6 protein-coding genes and 1 pseudogene are annotated in these 17542 nt (G+C 65.2%); 6 read left to right on the forward strand and 1 reads right to left on the reverse strand.

Annotated elements, in window-relative coordinates:
* Positions 1-1730 (reverse strand): annotated as a pseudogene (locus PYR91_RS33230) (hypothetical protein); the annotation flags it as partial.
* Positions 1731-3251: 1521 nt separating this feature from the next.
* Between PYR91_RS33230 and PYR91_RS33235 the strand changes: the two are divergent.
* The 6 genes from PYR91_RS33235 (at position 3252) to PYR91_RS33260 (ending at position 17510) form a co-directional block, all read left to right on the forward strand.
* Positions 3252-4382: a DNA cytosine methyltransferase gene (locus PYR91_RS33235; RefSeq protein ID WP_279786436.1), complete on the forward strand. Its 1131-nt coding sequence runs from the start codon at positions 3252-3254 to the stop codon at positions 4380-4382.
* 988 nt (positions 4383-5370) lie between these two features.
* Complete coding sequence (locus PYR91_RS33240; protein WP_279786438.1) at positions 5371-5988, forward strand: hypothetical protein; 618 nt, start codon at positions 5371-5373, stop codon at positions 5986-5988.
* 98 nt (positions 5989-6086) lie between these two features.
* Positions 6087-10793 (forward strand): DEAD/DEAH box helicase family protein, encoded by a 4707-nt coding sequence (locus PYR91_RS33245; RefSeq protein WP_279786440.1) that lies wholly within the window; start codon positions 6087-6089, stop codon positions 10791-10793.
* Complete coding sequence (locus tag PYR91_RS33250) at positions 10790-12604, forward strand: UvrD-helicase domain-containing protein (protein WP_279786442.1); 1815 nt, start codon at positions 10790-10792, stop codon at positions 12602-12604. The genes PYR91_RS33245 and PYR91_RS33250 overlap by 4 nt, the downstream gene beginning before the upstream one ends.
* A complete protein-coding gene (locus tag PYR91_RS33255) occupies positions 12601-15753 on the forward strand; it encodes a helicase-related protein (protein WP_279786444.1) in 3153 nt (1050 codons plus the stop codon). Before PYR91_RS33250 ends, PYR91_RS33255 begins: the two co-directional genes overlap by 4 nt.
* Positions 15693-17510, forward strand: coding sequence for a DUF1998 domain-containing protein (locus PYR91_RS33260; protein WP_279786446.1), 1818 nt, complete (start codon positions 15693-15695; stop codon positions 17508-17510). The genes PYR91_RS33255 and PYR91_RS33260 overlap by 61 nt, the downstream gene beginning before the upstream one ends.
* Positions 17511-17542 lie beyond the last annotated feature (32 nt).

Below are 17542 nucleotides of genomic sequence, written 5' to 3' on the forward strand. Positions count from 1 at the left end.
GCGACCGCCGTGTTCACGATCGAACCCGCGTCCACATCGGCCTGCGTCGTCACATACGTGCCCGTACACGTCGTCGACGCCTGCGGCACCAACGTCGTCACCGGACACGAGATCACCGGAGCGGGCCCCGAACCCGAGAACACCGTGTCCACCACACCGACCCCGGTGAGGGTCGTCTGGCCGGTGTTCGTGATCCGGTACGAATAGCTGATCGAGCGCCCCGCCGCCGTGGTCGTGGTCGGCGATGCCGTCTTCAGCAACGCCAGCGACGAGACCTGTACGGGAACCACCGTCGACACGGCCCCGGTGCCGGTTCCCTGCTGGGCCGGCGTGTCGGCGCTGGCGTACCTGACGCTCGCGGTGTTGGTCACCGTCGTGCCCGGCGAGGTCGGCCCGAGCGTGACGCGGAACTTCACGGAGGAGGATTGGCCCACGCCCAGCGTGCCCCCGGCGAACGGTCCGGCTCCGGTTCCCAACTGCGCGACGACCTGGTTGTTGACGAACTCGGCCTGGTCGTCGCCGACGGCGTCCGTCTTAGGGCCGGCGTTGGGCCCCGAGGCCACGGAGATGCTTCCCGGGACGTAGATGGCGCCGGCGGGGATGGGGTCGGTGAGCACCACCCCGATGGCGTTGTCGTCGCCCACGTTGGTCGCGGTGACGGTGTACTCGATCACCGATCCGGGCGCGAGGTCCGTGCCGCTCACCACCGTGGCCGACTTGGTCAACTGGACGTTCGCCTGGTGGAGGTCGATCTGCGTGTAGACGGATTGAGGCCAGTAGGCGTCCCCCACGGTGCTGAAGGTGATCGCCGCGGAGGTGTCGTTGTTCCGGAAGGCCGAGGACGCGTCGAGGATGTTGGAGTCGTACCCCAAGGTGTTCGTGTAGGCGGGATTCCGGTTGGTGACCTGGGCACCGAGGGTGGCGATGGTGGAGTTGAAGAAGTTGTTGGCCGGGTGGAGGCTGTCGCTGAGCACCGTCAGCGGCCCGTTGGGGGTTTTGATGCTCATGGAGTCCCCGACGATGGCGTTGTCGCCGTCGTAGGCGATCTCGCCCAGTTGGGCTCGCACGGTTCCGGTGACCGGGGTCTGGAAGCCCGAGACGGTGATCGTGGTGCTCGGCGCGCCGTTCTCCTGCTGCAGGAAGCCGTCGAACAGGGTGATGTTCCGCAACGGCAGCGACGCGTCCCGGTAGGCCACCACGAGCGACCAGCCACCGAACGCGCCGAGGGCGTCGAAGCCCCGGCCCGCTTGCAGGTTCGCCGCCGTGTAGGTGCCGGCGCCCGCCGAGGCCACCAGGGAGGTGACGTCCGCGGAAGCCCCGTAGACGATTCCACCCGTGGTGACCTCGTCCGGGGTGTCACCGATGTCACCGGCCGAAGCGGTAACCGTCACGTAGCCGGCCGCTCCCGGCGCCCTGATGAGTATCCGCCCGCGCAGCCCGATATTAGGAGAAAGCCGGTTACCGGCCGGCAGGCCCGGCGTGTCGGTGGTGGTCTGGCTCCGCGCCCCCCAGTACAGCCGCGCGTAGGCCACCTGCGCTCCGGTCGTCATCACGAGGTTGGCGGTACTGGAGTTGAACGTCGTGGCATCGGCGTCCACGTCGACGAACGTGGCGGCGACGTTGTTGTTCCCCGAGCCGTTCCGACGCGTCGCGCAATCCGGCACGGCCGGCGGGTAACACGTCAGCAGCGTGTTCCCCGCCCGGGTCACCGCCCCCCGGAAATTGTTCACGTACCTCTGGGAGAACGTGATGGGCGCCCTGGCCCCCACCCGTCTCGCACCCGAGATCTCCCCCGCCCGAGGCACGACCGCCTCGGCCTGCCCCCCACCGGAGAACCGCCGACCACGCCCCACCCCGGGACCCGGACTCGCCCGGCCGGAGGCGTCACGACTCAAGCTCGGTCCCGTCGCCTCCGAGGCCGGAGGACTCGGACCTGGACTCGTCCCATCCGAAACCGCAGGACTCGAACCCGGCCTCGTCGCATCCGAAGCCTCATGACCAGGACGCGGACCGTCCGCCGGCGCCGCCTGGTCCCCCGCCACCTCGTCTCCCGCGGCCTGGTCCCCCGCTACCTCGCCTCCCGCCGCCTGGTCCCCCGCCACCTCGTCTCCCGCCGCCGCACCCTCCTCAGCGGCCGGCGCGCCATCACCCTCCGGACGTGCCGCGATATCCCGGCAGGTCTCCCCCGCCGTCGCCTTGATCGTCGAGGTGGACGTCCGCTCGGTGGGGGTCCGAACGGCGTAACGGACGGTGGCGCGTCCACCGGCCGCCAGGTCGCCCGTCCACGTGAGCAGGGGCGCGCGGTAGCTCACCGCGCCGACGGTCGCCCGGCCGTCCACGGTCCCGTCAGCCGGAGCGACGACGTCCTCGGCGAAGCTGGCCGCCTTCGCCGCGAAGCGACTCTTGTTGGCGACGAGGACGGTGACGATCGCACGATCGCCGTCAGGCCACACCGTCCGGGTCAGGCGCAACGAGGGGCCGGTTCGCCCTGGCCCACAGGTGACGACAAACGACTCACCACGACTTCCACCGCGCACCTCAGCGGAAGAGCTGTGCCCCATCGCCCCCACGGCAACCGCACAAGCGACGAATCCCGACAACACGCTTCTGCCGAGGCTTGCACGCTCGAACGCTATGGCCGACAAAACCTACCCCCCGCCAGAGTTCGACAAAGAACGTCGAATCCATCAACGGGGGGTTTACTCCTCTATCCCGCCATGATCTTGACGGACGTCTATGGAGTTACCACTTCCCATGAACGCGAAACATCGTCCCAACACCATCCCCGAACCTATTACCGCCCTCACCGCAACGACTGAATTCTAAGGCTATATCCCCCGTGGTATATGAATCCCGACTTGCACTCGGGGGTTACCACGTCCGGCACTTGGAGCTAGCGAATTCAATAACGCCCTGGCAGTCCACCCCAGCGTCAGACCGGCACACGAGAGTCGCGACGTCGCGGTCGCACGGTGGACGGGACCGGAGCAGGCTCTCACCTCCAGGGCATCGGTCTTCTTCGCGAGTCTCCCCCTGGGTCCCGCGGGAGGATCGCCACGAAGCGCCTGGATGCTGGACGTTCCCGACATCGCTGCGAACAGGTGCTCGATTTTGTGCCGCAGGAGGTGTTTACTGTCTCCCGAGTGACCTGCGCGGTCACAGGTCGCTCGCCGCACCGTCGCATCACCGGGAAGCCAGGGAACAAGCGCCCCTATAGTGACAGGGCTGTAGTTCTCGGGGAGGATGTGTCGATGACTGGGACGATCCGCACGATCGATCTGTTCGCAGGTGCGGGCGGGCTAGCCCAGGGATTCAGACAGTCCGGGCTTGGTTACGAGACCGTGTTCGCAGTCGAGATCGACCCGGCTGCGGCACGCACCTTCAAGCAGAACTTCGGGTGTCCGGTCTACGACGGCCCCATCGAGGAGGTCCTCGACGAGGACTACCCGCAGGCAGAGGTGATCATCGGAGGACCCCCGTGTCAGGGGTTCAGTCCCCTCGGACGCGATCGCGACGACGCCAGTCGAGCCGAGATCAACGAACTCTGGCAGCAGTACCTCAGAGCCGTGCGCCTGGTGCGGCCGAAGGCGTTCGTGATCGAGAACGTGCCGGAGTTCCAGAAGTCGGCCCAGTTCGCACGCCTCCTCGAGCTCATGGAGACCGACGAGGAGCTCAGGGCCTACAGGTTCGGCTATGGCGTGCTCAACGCCGCCGACTACGGGGTTCCGCAGAACAGAAAGCGGGGGATCTTCGTCGCGGTGCGGGGCGTCGACGAGGTTCCCTGGCCGCCCAAGCCGACTCACGGCCCCGACTCGCCTGACGGCAGGCCGTATGTCACCCTGCATGACACCATTGCGGATCTTCCCGAGTTTCCCAAGCACACGGAGATAGCGGTCGACGACGCCGGCAGGCAGGACCTGCACATCCGGCGAACGCCCACACAGCAATCCCTGGATCGTTACCGAGCGATCCCTCCGGGTGGGAATCGCTTCGACCTCCGACGCAATCGCCCAGACCTCGAACCGCGGTGCTGGGCGAACAAGCCCACCGGCACGACGGACGTGATGGGCCGGCTGTGGTGGGATCGACCCAGCGTGACGATCCGCACGGAGTTCTACAAGCCGGAGAAGGGGCGCTACCTACACCCCGTTCACGATCGCCCGATCACCCACCGGGAAGCGGCCAGAATTCAGAGTTTTCCTGACGAGTTCGTCTTCGTAGGCTCGAAGATCGAGGTTGCGCGCCAGATCGGCAACGCGGTGCCACCCCTACTCGGCGAAAAACTCGCTCGCTTCATATACGATCTGGCCTTCGCCTCCGAACACTCCGAGGTGGACTCCGACTCCCTGAGCAGCACGCCTGCGCGTGAAGTGCCAGAATAGGTCAAAAAGCAGAGACCTGTGGCGCGATCATCTCTGATTGACCTCACGAAGCATCTCGACGAAGCCCGCGGCATCACCTCGTCGAGAATTCTCCTTGTAACCCTCGATGATCGAGCGCTTCAGCAGGAAATCCGCGGTCCTGTCCACGACTGCCGGAACCGCACAGATCACACAGACGGCTAGAAGCAACCACACGGATGGCGCGTGCCCATTTAGCAATGCAGTGACAGAGTATCCGGCTCCGGCTCCGACTCCCACTGGAACGGAAGCCGTCCTTTTAGCCACCCGGGCGGCCCCACGCCGCACTCTGGACTGACGGCTTACGTCCGACACAAGATTCTCACGGTCTTTGACACCAGCACTTTCATTGGCCGAGACCTGCAGCGTCTCCCACATCGCCGACCGGGCACGACGAAATGACGACCCTGCGCACGAACTGACGCTTTCGGCTGACGCCATACCAAACATCGTCGTGCGCCCTGTCGGCTCATTCGCCCACTGGTCGAGGTGGAGTGGCATGAGCCTCACCTATAGCGGCATCCCAGCGCAAGGGGGGATCACCAATCTACCCCCGACTCTAGACATGAACGCATAAGATACGGTCTGCGTCATTTGCTGGTTTATGCCTGATTCGTCGGAGTCGTTCTCGAGTTCGGGGAAGAATTTGGCCTCTCTTGACATGTCCACCGATAACGGCCTACCCTCCGGCTAGGTGATCGCTCCTGGGTCGCCTAGCCATTCCCTGCCCGGATGAGCTCTCCAGCCTGAAGGCGGGTCTTACAGCAGAACAGTTACGCCTAACGCGACGACGGGCCTTACCGAGGGATGAAAGCCCAGGTACATGGCTCGGCGTGAGCGTGCCGCGAGCTGTTTTCCGCAGAGCTGTTTCGGCGGTTTCTGCAGTCGTCCTTCAAGCAAGACTTCATCCCGGACGAAGGGTTTGGGTGGGTCAGTGACAACGTCTTCAAGTGGCTATGGTCGGCACGACGTGGAGTTGGCAAAGCTGGAGCAGTCGCTCAAGGATGCTCTCGCAGTTGTGCAGGCCACTCCGCGCGGGAACCTGAAGCCCCAGGACTGGCTGGAGACGGCGGCCCGAGTCGGCACCCACCTCGCCGAATCGCGTGACGCCCTGGCCGAAGTGCGCCAAGACGTCCTCGGAGGCGCCCGAACGGCACTCCTTCTGTACTTCCGCAGCCACCCCGGGGAATCGCTGTCTCCGCATCAGTTGGAGGGGGTCGCCGCCATCCGTGCATGGGCTCGGCGAATCAGGGAGCTGCGTGAGGTCGGTTGGGACATCGACACGCTCGGCGCAGGCGCCGGGTCTCCATACCGCCTCGCGGTGGATCACCTGGATGAGGCCGTCGCCTCGAGCGAGGAGACCCTCGAGTCCATCGGCGGCTCGAGCCCTGTCGAAAGACTGATCGAGTACCTCCTCCACATCAGTCCCTGGCCGGCAAGTCCGCAGCAGCTCGAACGCGTAGCCAAGTCACCCACGTGGCGACAGGACATTCGAGAGCTGATCGACCAGGGGTGGCTGATCCAGTCGCACGACGACGATCCCGAGATTCCGCCCGGCCACTATCGGCTGGCGAACCTCGAAGCCTGACCGCAGCGCCGCATTCCGTTTCTGCGTAATTGTCATACCGCCGACGTAGCCTTCCATCTCGATGAGGGCGCGTAGTCCGTGAGGGAGATCAGGTCTCAGTGGTTGATTCAAGCGGGGCCGGGCACGCCGGCCTCTCCGGATGGGCGGGAGCAGAGAGTGCGGTCTCGCAGGTCGTGCTCGAGCAGTCACAGCGCTGCATCCAGTCCTATCAGGCCAACCCCTCCCTGATCGAAGAGCACGCCAACATCGAGCGTTCGGTCACGGAGGGCGGATACGGCCACCGGCAGTTGTTCGAGCTGATCCAGAACGGCGCCGACGAGATGCAGGGAGCGTCCGACGGACGCATCCACGTGGTTCTGACACCGAACACCCTGTACTGCGCGAACCGTGGAAGGCCCGTCACCCCTCAGGGAGCGGAGACCATCCTGGCCTCACATCTGTCGCGTAAGAGGGGCGCAGAGATCGGCCGCTTCGGCCTCGGCTTCAAGTCCGTTCTGAGCATCTCCGACCGGCCGCAGTTCTTCAGCCACAGCGGTTCTTTCGGATGGTCTGCCGAAGAATCTCGAGTACGCATCCGGGAACGCGTCCCCGGGGAGGGCCCTACTCCTGTGCTGCGTCTCGCCCACCTGCTCGACGCGCAGCGCGAACGGGACTCAGATGAGACGCTCGACGAACTGATGTCGTGGGCCACCACCGTGGTGAAGCTTCCTCTGACCGGCGAAGAGCACAGCATCCGTCTCGCAACGGACCTCCGAAAATTTCCTGCGGTGTTCGTCGTCTTCTCTCCTCACGCGGCTCACGTGACCCTGGAGGAGCGTCGGGAGGAGGTATGGTACAAAGAGATCACCATTCGTGGTAACAGCAACCGGCGATGGCTCCACGTCGTAGAGAACGGCCGCGATGGAACCCCAGAAGAATGGGCGATCTTCGAGACCAGATATCATCCGAGCGACGACGCCTGGAAGGACGCCGGAGAATATCGAAACCGGCTGGAAGTTCCACTCGCGTGGGCGGTCCCGGTCACCGGCAAGCAGGAGATCGGCGAGTTCTGGGCATTCTTCCCGACCACGTACAAGACGACGCTTCGGGGAGTCTTGAACGCTCCATGGAAGACGAATGAGGATCGTCAGCATCTCCTACAGAACAACGCCTTCAACACTGCGTTGATAGAGCAGGCTGCTCGTCTGATCGTGTCAGCCCTTCCAGCCCTGTCCACACCGGACGACCCTGCACATCCCCTTTCCTTGATCACTGCTCGAGGGCGAGAGCCGAGGAACTGGGCGGACGACATGCTCACCGAGCGTGTATACGACGAAGCCGCCCGCAGCCCCTCCCTGCCAGACCAAACCGGGTGTTATCGGAATCCCGACGAACTCAAGATCCACCCCCGGGCGCCTCGGGCGACTGACGACAGGTGGAAGGCGTGGGTAGAGAGGTGGGCCGGATATCCGGGCCGACCGATCGACTGGTGTCATCACTCCGTAGAGGAGACGACTCCTCGATCTCGGGCCGACAGGATCATGGAACTCGCGGGCAGTAGGCCGAGCAGCTTGCGTGAGTGGCTGGAGGCACTGGTATCGGATGGAACGGCCGAGGCCTCTGCGATCGCCCTGTCGATCGTGGCCGAGATGGTCGACGAGGCACATCCGTTCGCATCGGAGGCTGTAGAGGCTGCCGTGCTGCGAACAAGCAACGGACGACTCGTGCCACCGCAAGGGAAGAGCGTCTTCCGGCGGACCTCGATGGACCTGTCGACCGAGGAAACGGTCTATGTCGACCCTGAACTGGAGAACGACCCGGCCACCTCCAGATTCCTCGACATCCTGGGTATCAGGGAGGCCGACGCCTTCGGCCGCCTCGCCGCGGCCGTCGAGGAGGGTTTCGCCTCCTACAGCGACAGGGATTGGGAGCGATTCTGGCTGCTGGCCCGACAGACCGGAGCCACGCGGGCCGTCGAACATCTGACCCGGAGAGGGGTGAAGCCCAACCTCAGGGTGCGTACCCGCAAAGGCTGTTACAAGCCCCTGGAGGAATGTCTGCTCCCCGGCGCCGTCATCCCCTCAGGTAGTCCGGATGACGAGGACTTCGTGGTGGATGACGACTTCCATCTCGGTGATGTGGAGATGCTCCACTCGCTGGGCATGTCGGACGGCCCCCGTCTCGACATGGATCCTCGGTCCGCCCCTTGGTTCGAGGACTACCGGTCGAGGATGATCGACAGGTACTACGCGGTGCTACCGCCGGGTGCCCGACGACCACAGCAGGGCAAGATCGTCGTGGACGGTGCCGAGCCGGCCGGGCCCCTCGGGCTCCTGCGCGACCTGACGCCCTCCGCCCGGTCGCGCTTCATTCAGAACATCCCGGTCGAGGGCTTGGTGACGGAGTGGACCGTACACGCACAGACCCGCCCCGATGATCTGCCACTCTCCGTTCCCTCGCCTTTGGTGTGGGTGCTGGAGCAGACAGGCCGGCTCGCGACCTCGATGGGACTTCGCCCCGTGCGGGAATGCGTCGGGCCGGGCCTCGCGGAGTACTCACGAGTCCTTCCCGTCGCCGACCTCGACCCGAAGCTCACACGCGCTCTGAGGCTTCCCGACACCCTGGAAGCGATCAAGGGGTCCCTGTGGCTCTCGCTCCTCAAGGAGGCCGATGAGAGCGAGAGCCATGTGGAACTGGGCATGCTCTACGCGGTCGCGGCCACGCAGTTGAGTGCTCCGTCGACGATCCGCTGCAGGCGGGGGGAGGACTGGGTCTCCTGCCCGCCGTCGGACGCGGTAGCAACGTCATATCCCGATCAGTACAGACGCCTGCAGGTCAACGATGTTCCCGTGATCCTCGTTCCTGACACCGACGACGCCGCACGTCTCATCTCCGAATGGGGGATGAAGGCGTTCGACGAGGTCTACGTCACCGAGCTCCGAGCGACGTCCCAGGGCCGGCCGACCCCCTTGGAAGACGTGTTTCCTCAGCTCAAATTCGAACCCAGACGCCCCCTGCGTGGTTTGTTCCTCGCGCGATGCGACGCGTTGGAACAACTCGTGCGCACCCCCGCGGGGCAGACCTCGGAACCGATCGACATCGCCCGACGCGACGAGACGGTCTACTGGCACGATCGCGGCGATGACCTGGCTCTGCTGCGGGAGCTGAATCCTCTGCTGAAGCTCGGTCTCTCGGAGGAGCGCTGTCGTGAGGTGCTCCGACACCGGGAGGACGTCCAGCGAGACCGGCAGATCGTGCGGGTTCGCGAGCTGCCGGACGTCTGTGACAAGTTGGTGGCCATGCTCGGGGGCGACGCCCTCCGCGAGAGGCTCCCCTTCGGTCTGGTCGACGCCGTCGAGGCGGAGGAAGGCCCGGTCGACGATCAGACCATCGCGGGACTGGCACTGGCCGTGTACGGCCCCGGTGTCCTGCGGGAGTTCCGGCAAGAGCTGGAGGACCGGGGCTTTCCCGTGCCGACCCAGCTGGCCGGCAGCCATCAGGCGAAGGCATTCGTATCCGATCTCGGTTTCCCGGCCGAATACGCGGGCTTTCGGCAGCCCGGTCTCGAGCCGGTGCTGACGGTCCATGGGCCGGTGGACTTCCCGCCCCTGCACGAGTACCAGGAGCTCATGGTCGGACGGATCTTGGAGGTCCTCCAGAGCCGACCTGCTCAGCGTGGGATGCTCAGCCTGCCCACCGGCGCGGGCAAGACGCGAGTCGCCGTGGACGCGGTCATCCGCCGGCTGAGATCGCTCCCGCCTGATGCGACGTCCACTCCGATTCTCTGGGTGGCGCAGACGGAGGAGCTCTGCGAACAGGCCGTACAGACCTGGCAGCTGGTGTGGCGAAACACCGGCCCGGCTCGACGGCTCACGATCAGCAGGCTGTGGAACGTGAACGAGGCCGACCCGGTGGAGGACGGGTACCACCTCGTCATCACCACCGACGCGAAACTGGAGAGGGTCATCGAGGCCGAGAGCTATGCGTGGCTTCGCGAAGCGCAGGCGGTCGTCATCGACGAAGCGCACGCGTCGATCAGTCCCCGGTACACCCGGGTCCTGGCCGCCCTGGGCCTGACACCTCATCGCTCACGATGCCCGCTCATCGGACTGAGTGCGACGCCCTTTCGAGGGACGAGCACAGAGGAGACGGACCGCCTCGCCGCTCGCTACGGAAGAAACCGGCTCGACCATCACCGCGACGGCAGAGGGATCCTCGGTGAGAACCCATACCGCCACCTGCAGGAACTCGGCGTACTGGCCGAGGTCAGGCATGAGGAGCTTCCCGGCGTCACGCTGGACCTGAACCGCCGGGAGCGGGATGCCCTCGAACAGATGCGCCGCCTGCCCGCGTCAGCCGAGGAGCGTCTGGGCCACGACACCGTCCGTAACCGCATCTTGGTCGACAAGATCCAGGCGTTGCCGGACGACTGGCCGGTGCTGCTCTTCGCCGCCTCGGTCAATCACGCCCAGACCATGGCTGCGCTCCTCACCCGCCGGGGAATCTCCGCAGCCGCGGTGTCGAGCGATTCTGACCTGGGTCAGCGCCGACACGCGATCGAGCAGTTCAGGCAAGGTAAGACTCGCGTTCTGGCAAATTACGGCGTCCTGTCGCAGGGGTTCGACGCGCCCGCCACCCGGGCCGTGATCGTCGCCCGCCCCACGTACAGCCCCAACGTCTACCAGCAGATGATCGGCCGAGGCCTTCGGGGGCCCAGGAACGGCGGCAAAGAGGAGTGCCTCATCGTCAATGTGGCCGACAACATCGCTCAGTACGGCGAGGAGCTCGCGTTCCGTCAGTTCGAGTACCTGTGGAAGAACCGATGACGAACCTGGTCCAGTTGACGGAGGAACAGGAACGGCTCGTCGAAGAGCCGGCGACGGCCCGCCTGTTGGTGACGGCGGCGGCCGGTACCGGAAAGACGCTCTCGTTGATCCGGCGCCTCGTCCATCTCATCGAGGAGGAGGGGCTCGATCCCGCTGACCTACTGGTACTGAGCTTCTCTCGCGCGGCGGTGCGCGAGGTGCGGAACCGACTCCTCGAGCACGGAACCGCCGCCGCACAGGTCGAAGTACGGACGTTCGACTCGTACGCCACGTGGGTCCTGTCCGAGGTCGCACCCGACGGTCCATGGCGACGTCAGAGCTTCGACGGACGGATCCGCGAGGCTACCAGAGCGATCAAGGAGAATCCGGACGCCCAGGAGCTTCTCGGCGAGACACGACATCTCGTCGTGGACGAGGTGCAGGATCTGGTGGGCGACCGCGCCGAACTCGTGAAGGCTCTCCTGGAGACCGACCTCGAGGGGTTCACACTCCTGGGTGATCCCGCTCAAGGCATCTACGGCTTCCAACTGGACGACCCTCGGGAGCGCCTGGCAGGCGCGGCACGACTCTATGAATGGGTGCGTGACCGATTCCGCGACGATCTCGTCGAGGCTTCGTTGTCGGACAACTTCCGTGCCCGCGAGCCCGAAGCGATGGTCGCCCTCTCCTTCGGCACCGCCCTCGGCGCGGTGGACGCCGCCTTCGGCGACATTCAGCGTGACCTGCGCACCACGCTCCTGGCCGGCGACTCCCTCGGCACACTCGACCAGGCCGTACCCGTCTTGTCTCGTCTGGCCGTACCGACCGCGTTGCTGTGCCGAGCGAACGACGAGGCGCTTCTGATCTCTCGGCGGCTTCACGCGCTCGGCGTACGACATCGCCTGCAGCGAGCCGCCCAGGATCGAGTGATTCCCGTATGGGTGGCCGCGCTCTTTCGCGAACTCGACTCCAAACAGCCGACGAAAGCCGCCGTCATGGACGTCCTTTATAGGGCCGGCGCCGACGCCGAGGAAGCCTGGAACCTCCTGCGGCGCATGGACCGGAACCGACGCGGTGAGGTGCTCGACCTCACGGCCGTTCGCAGACGGCTGGTCCGCGCAGACCTCCCCGACGAACTCACGCAGCCGTCTCCGGAGTTGCTGGTCGTCTCGACGATCCACCGCGTCAAGGGGTTGGAGTTCGATCAAGTCGTCGTCGTCGACCCCGGTGACGCGCCGGACGACGATCCCATCGAACGGGCCGAGCGGGCCCGGCTGATGTATGTGGCGATGACCCGACCCCGAGACCTGCTGATCCACGTGAAGTCGGTGGACAGGCTCTCCTCGGGTCATCTCAGGAAGCAGAGTGACGGACGCTGGGCCGAGCTGGGTTTCCAGGCGGGACGTCGATTCGGCGTGGAGGTCCGTGCCGAAGACGTGAACCGGGAAGAACCTGCGGGCACAGCCGGATTTCGGGAGGATCCAGAAAAGGTCCAGCGGTACCTGGCGAGCAAGGTGAGAAGCGGTGATGCGGTCACCCTCACCCGACTTCCGCAATCCTCATCGGCAGAGCCCCTCATGTACGTCGTGCGGCATGAGGGCAACGGCATCGGCGTGACGACCGATTCCTTCGCCGGAGCACTGCGGACGCTTCTGCCCGGTCGCGACCGAAGGTTCCCCCCCGGCATCGGAGACCTTCGGGTCGACTGTGTGGAGACCGTCGTCGGCCGCGAGGCCGCCGGCGTCAACGCCGGTCTCGGCTGGTCGGGCGTGTGGTTGCGACCTCGGGTCATGGGATTAGGCCGTTTCACCTGGGATGGGGAGCTAGCGTGAGTTTCGGTAAGCACTACGCGTTCCGCGACGAACTGGTCGCTCAGCTGGAACGCGACCTGGTCGGTCCCGCGGGCTCGTCCGAAGAGACGATCACCGACCCGCCGATCACGAAGTACGCGGCGGGCATCCTCTTCCCACAGTCCCATGATCGCGTGGCCGACGCCAACGCCCCGGACGAGGAGCCGGAGGACAGACACCCTGGTGATATCCCGGACCCCGCCGTGACCATGGCCAACGTCCGTTATCCCTCCTCCATGGGGATGACCTTCTCCGTCGACCTCACCATTGCAGACGCGATCGTCGTCGAGGTGGAGGCCGCACAGTATCTGCCTGAGGCCGTCACCGAAGGGCGGCGCAGCCGGACCAGCGCGGTCGCCGTCGAGACCTGGCGACGCCAGGCCATCGCGATGGTCCCCATCACCGTCGAGGTCGCAGTACCCGATCAGGATCGGATAGCGCTCACTGACGGCCTGCAGCTGTTCTATCGAGTACGTGCAGCCGACGCCGACGGGATATCGGCCGTCACCCTGGCCCTTCTGAACGAATTCCAGTCATCAGAGGACACCGACCGTGACGCGATGGCGTTCTTCCAGCCACGCATCACGGTCAAGGGTGTGGATGGATCGGCCCCCTTCGTGGAGCGTCCGTCAGTCGGTTCCGCCGATACAGACGAGGAGCTCAACTCCTACCGGCTGCTCTATCGGCACGCGCCCGCCTTCGCCACAGGTCACGGCTGCGCGGTCGAGTGGGAGCCGATCGAGGTAGAGATCAACGACGTGGAGGCGACGCCGTCCGTCAGCTGGATCCGAACGACGTTCGTCCCTACTCATGATCTTCGATTGGCCGACTCCAATCCGGCGATCGACGTAGGCCGACTCGGGATGCATCATCTGGCCACGGCATCCGACGGCGAGATCGTATCGGCGCTCAGGGCACTCACCTCGGGCTACCGGGAGTGGATCGCACTGAGAAGGGAGCAGATTCAGCGCATCATCGTCCCCAGCGCGCGAAGAACCGCAGTCGAACATCTCGCCAGGTGTGATACGGCCTGCGATCGTATGGAGGCGGGAATCGACCTGCTGGCAGACCCCGCCGACCCGGCGCCCATGGAGGCGTTCCGGCTCGCGAATCGAGCCATGGCCATGCAGCGCGCCCGAACCGAGTGGTTGAGATCACCTGATCGAGAATCCACGGTTCCGGATGAGACCGCGGGCGTCTGGCGACCGTTTCAGATCGCCTTCGTGCTCATCTCTCTACGCGGCCTATCCGATCGAGAATCCGACGATCGCGCCGTCGCGGATGTGCTGTGGTTCCCGACCGGCGGCGGCAAGACCGAGGCATATCTCGGCCTGATCGCCTTCTCCACCTTCCTGAGGCGGCTCCGCGACCCGCGCGACGGCGGCGGGGTGACCGTACTCATGCGCTACACGCTCCGCCTGCTGACGGTTCAGCAGTTCGAACGCGCCGCTCTCCTGGTGTGTTGCATGGAGAGACTGCGCCAAGCTCAGGCCGGCGCGCTCGGCCGGACCGAGATCTCCATCGGCATGTGGGTAGGACGTGGATCCACGCCGAACACCCTGGACGAGGCCAAGCGCTCACTACGCAAGCTGGCCAAGGGGGAAGAGGTCCAGGAGGAGAATCCGGTCCAGATCCGGGCCTGCTGCTGGTGCGGAACGGCTCTCGACCACTACAACTACAAGATCCACGGTGACCGACTGGTCATAGCCTGCGAGGCGGCGGCCTGCGACTTCGCAAGCGGGCTTCCCGTCCACGTGGTCGACGAGACCATCTATTCCGTCCGCCCCACCTTGGTCATCGCCACCTCCGACAAGCTCGCCGGGCTTCCCTGGAAACCCGACGTCGGCAAACTCTTCAACTACTTCAGCCCCGAGCCCCCGCCCGAGCTGATCATTCAGGACGAGCTTCACCTCATCTCCGGCCCGTTGGGGACCTTGGCCGGACTCTACGAGACGGCCGTCGATCTGATCGGCGAGCGGCCCAAAGTGGTGGCGTCGACGGCCACCATCCGCAGAGCCGTACACCAGGGACGCGCCCTGTTCGACCGGCGGGTGGAACAGTTCCCACCGCCGGGGTTGGATGCCCGCGACTCCTACTTCTCCATCGAGACGCCGCCGTCCAGGAAGGCCAGCAGACGTTATGTGGGCCTGATGGCACCTGCGATCAGCCAGACGAGCCTCATGGTGCGAACGTACGCGGCACTCCTCCACCATGCCCAGGCGATCGAAGGAGACGACGCGGTCCGCGATGCGTACTGGACTCTGCTGGGGTACTTCAACAGCCTGCGACTCCTCGGCGGCGCCAAACTGCAGGTCCAGGACGACGTCAACGACCGTCTCGACCTCCTGAGCGAGAGCCTGAGGCAGAAGAGACGCGACATCGGCCGCGAGATCGAACTCACCAGCCGCGAACCGTCCAGCGCCATCCCCGGGCACCTTCAGGACATGGCCATCCCTCTCCCGGATGCGCTGGGCGTGATCCTCGCCACGAACATGGTCTCCGTCGGCGTCGACGTGGACCGACTAGGTCTCATGGTCGTGATGGGGCAGCCCCAGTCCACCTCCGAGTACATCCAGGCGACCAGCCGTGTAGGTCGGAAATGGCCGGGGCTCGTGGTCACGTTGTTCAACGCGGCCCGATCCAGAGACCGCTCGCATTACGAGAACTTCACCACCTACCACTCAGCTCTGTACCGGCAGGTGGAGGCCACCAGCGTGACGCCCTTCTCTGCGAGGGCGCGAGATCGCGGGCTGCATGCCGCCATCGTCGGACTTGCTCGGGTGATGATCGACGTGGCTCGTCCGAAAGAGGGCGCCGCGTCAATCGCGGAGTTCGAGAACGAACTCCGTGCCATCTGCGACCAGGTGTTGGCCCGCGTGGAGAGAGTGGCCGGACGGGCTGAACGGGACATGACCGGCAAACAGATCGACGAGATCATCCAACAGTGGCGAGATGCCGCTGAGGCGAATCCGGCACTCGTATACGGCACCTACCGACAGACGGGTCTCCTGGTCGATGCGGGCCGCTACGACGAGTCGGATGATGAGATGAGTAATTCTTTCGCAACTCTATGGAGTCTGCGCGACGTCGACGTGGAGTCCACCATCTACCTGGACAGGGGAGCCCGGTGAAGGGGAAGCCCATCGGTGGCGTAAGGCGCGCCCAGCTCATCACCACATACGGAGTGGGCTCGCTGATCGCCGTCGGCAGCGAATCGTTCATGGTCGCGGGACTTGATCGTTGGTCTGAACTGGGTCCTTACGATCACACCATCCACGAGCGCCGGCTCGAGAAGGAACTCGGCGTTCAGTGCTTCCGCCTCCCGCCCGCTTCCGACAGCGACAAGTACGGAGACATTCCCGTCATCCGCTTCCCGGACGTCCAGTCGTGTCCAGGATGCAACCGCCTCGCGAAAACACGGTTCTTCGGGGCTGCCAGGAGCCCGGCCAAGTGCAGGGAATGCGACCGTGAGCTGGTGCCATCCAGGTTCGTCGTCTGCTGCGCCGCAGGTCACATAGACGACTTCCCTTATTTTCGTTGGCTCCACAAAGGCGGCGACTCCCCCGGATCCGACAAGCACGACTTGAAGCTCAAGGCGACGGGTCGCAGCGCGTCGTTGGGAGACATCGAGATCTCGTGCTCCTGCGGTGTACGACCCGTCACCATGGAGGGTGCCCTTCGCAAGGGGGCTCTGAAGGGCATCAGCTCCTGTACGGGAAGACGTCCCTGGTTGGGCGATGCGTCTGAAGAGTGCGAAGAACCTCCACGAGCGATGCAGCGCGGCGCATCGGGCGTCTGGTTCTCCGACGTGCGTTCCGCCCTCTCCATCCCCCCGTGGTCCGAAGGCGTCCAGAAGCTGGTGGAGCGAGACTGGAGGTCGCTGCGAAAGGCACACGACCTTCGAGGTCGTATCGAGGAGATGGGTCTGGCGAACCGCCAGTTCAGCATCGACGAGATCATCCAAGCCGTCGAGAGACGCCGCCAAGACGAGGCCGGCCATACGGACACCTCAGAGGCGGCGTTGAAGTTCGACGAGTATCAGGCGTTGACCAGACCGACCGAAGAGAGATCACGAGACCAGGACTTCGTCTGTGTTCCCTGGGAGGACGACGCGATCACCTCGGAGCTCGCCATCGATCAGGTGATGCGGGTCAAGCGGCTACGTGAGGTCCGGGTTCTCAAGAGCTTCACCCGCCTTGCGGCGCCCAGCTCGATCAACCCGAACCAGCGGGCCCCGCTATACGCCGCGGAGAAGCCCGACTGGCTCCCCGCGATCGAGGTCATCGGCGAAGGAGTGTTCCTCCGGCTGGATGGTTCTCGGCTGACGGAATGGGAATCAAGGGCAGACGTCCAGGCCCGCGTCGTCCCGATCGACGCCGCCTACCGAGAACGCTTCGCCCGATTCGGTCTGACCCCGGACAGGGATGTCACACCGCGCCTGGTCATGATCCACACCCTGGCTCACGCGATCATCAATGAGTGGAGCCTCGACTCCGGATACCCGGCGGCGTCTTTGCGCGAACGGCTCTACGTGTCGGATGGGATGGCCGGCTTCCTGATCTACACGGCCACCAGCGACTCCGCCGGCAGCCTCGGCGGAATCATCGCCCAAGTGGAATCCGGCAACCTCCTCACATCCATCCATGTGGCCATGGATCGCGTGTCCTGGTGTTCGGCGGACCCTCTGTGTGTCGAGTCGGACATGAGCGGGACCGAGAACCTCAACCGCGCCGCGTGTCACGCCTGTGTCCTGCTGCCCGAGACAAGCTGCGAGGAGTTCAACACCCTCCTCGACAGGGCCCTCCTGATCGGCACACCGGATCAACCTGATCTGGGCTTCTTCGCGCACTTGGCCGGTGGAGTCCGCCCACACGAATCCGTGTCCTAGTACGCGGCCACTCTGGACGGGTGTGGCGAGCT

The organism is Sphaerisporangium sp. TRM90804 (assembly GCF_029846175.1).
In the GTDB taxonomy this organism is placed as follows: domain Bacteria; phylum Actinomycetota; class Actinomycetes; order Streptosporangiales; family Streptosporangiaceae; genus Sphaerisporangium.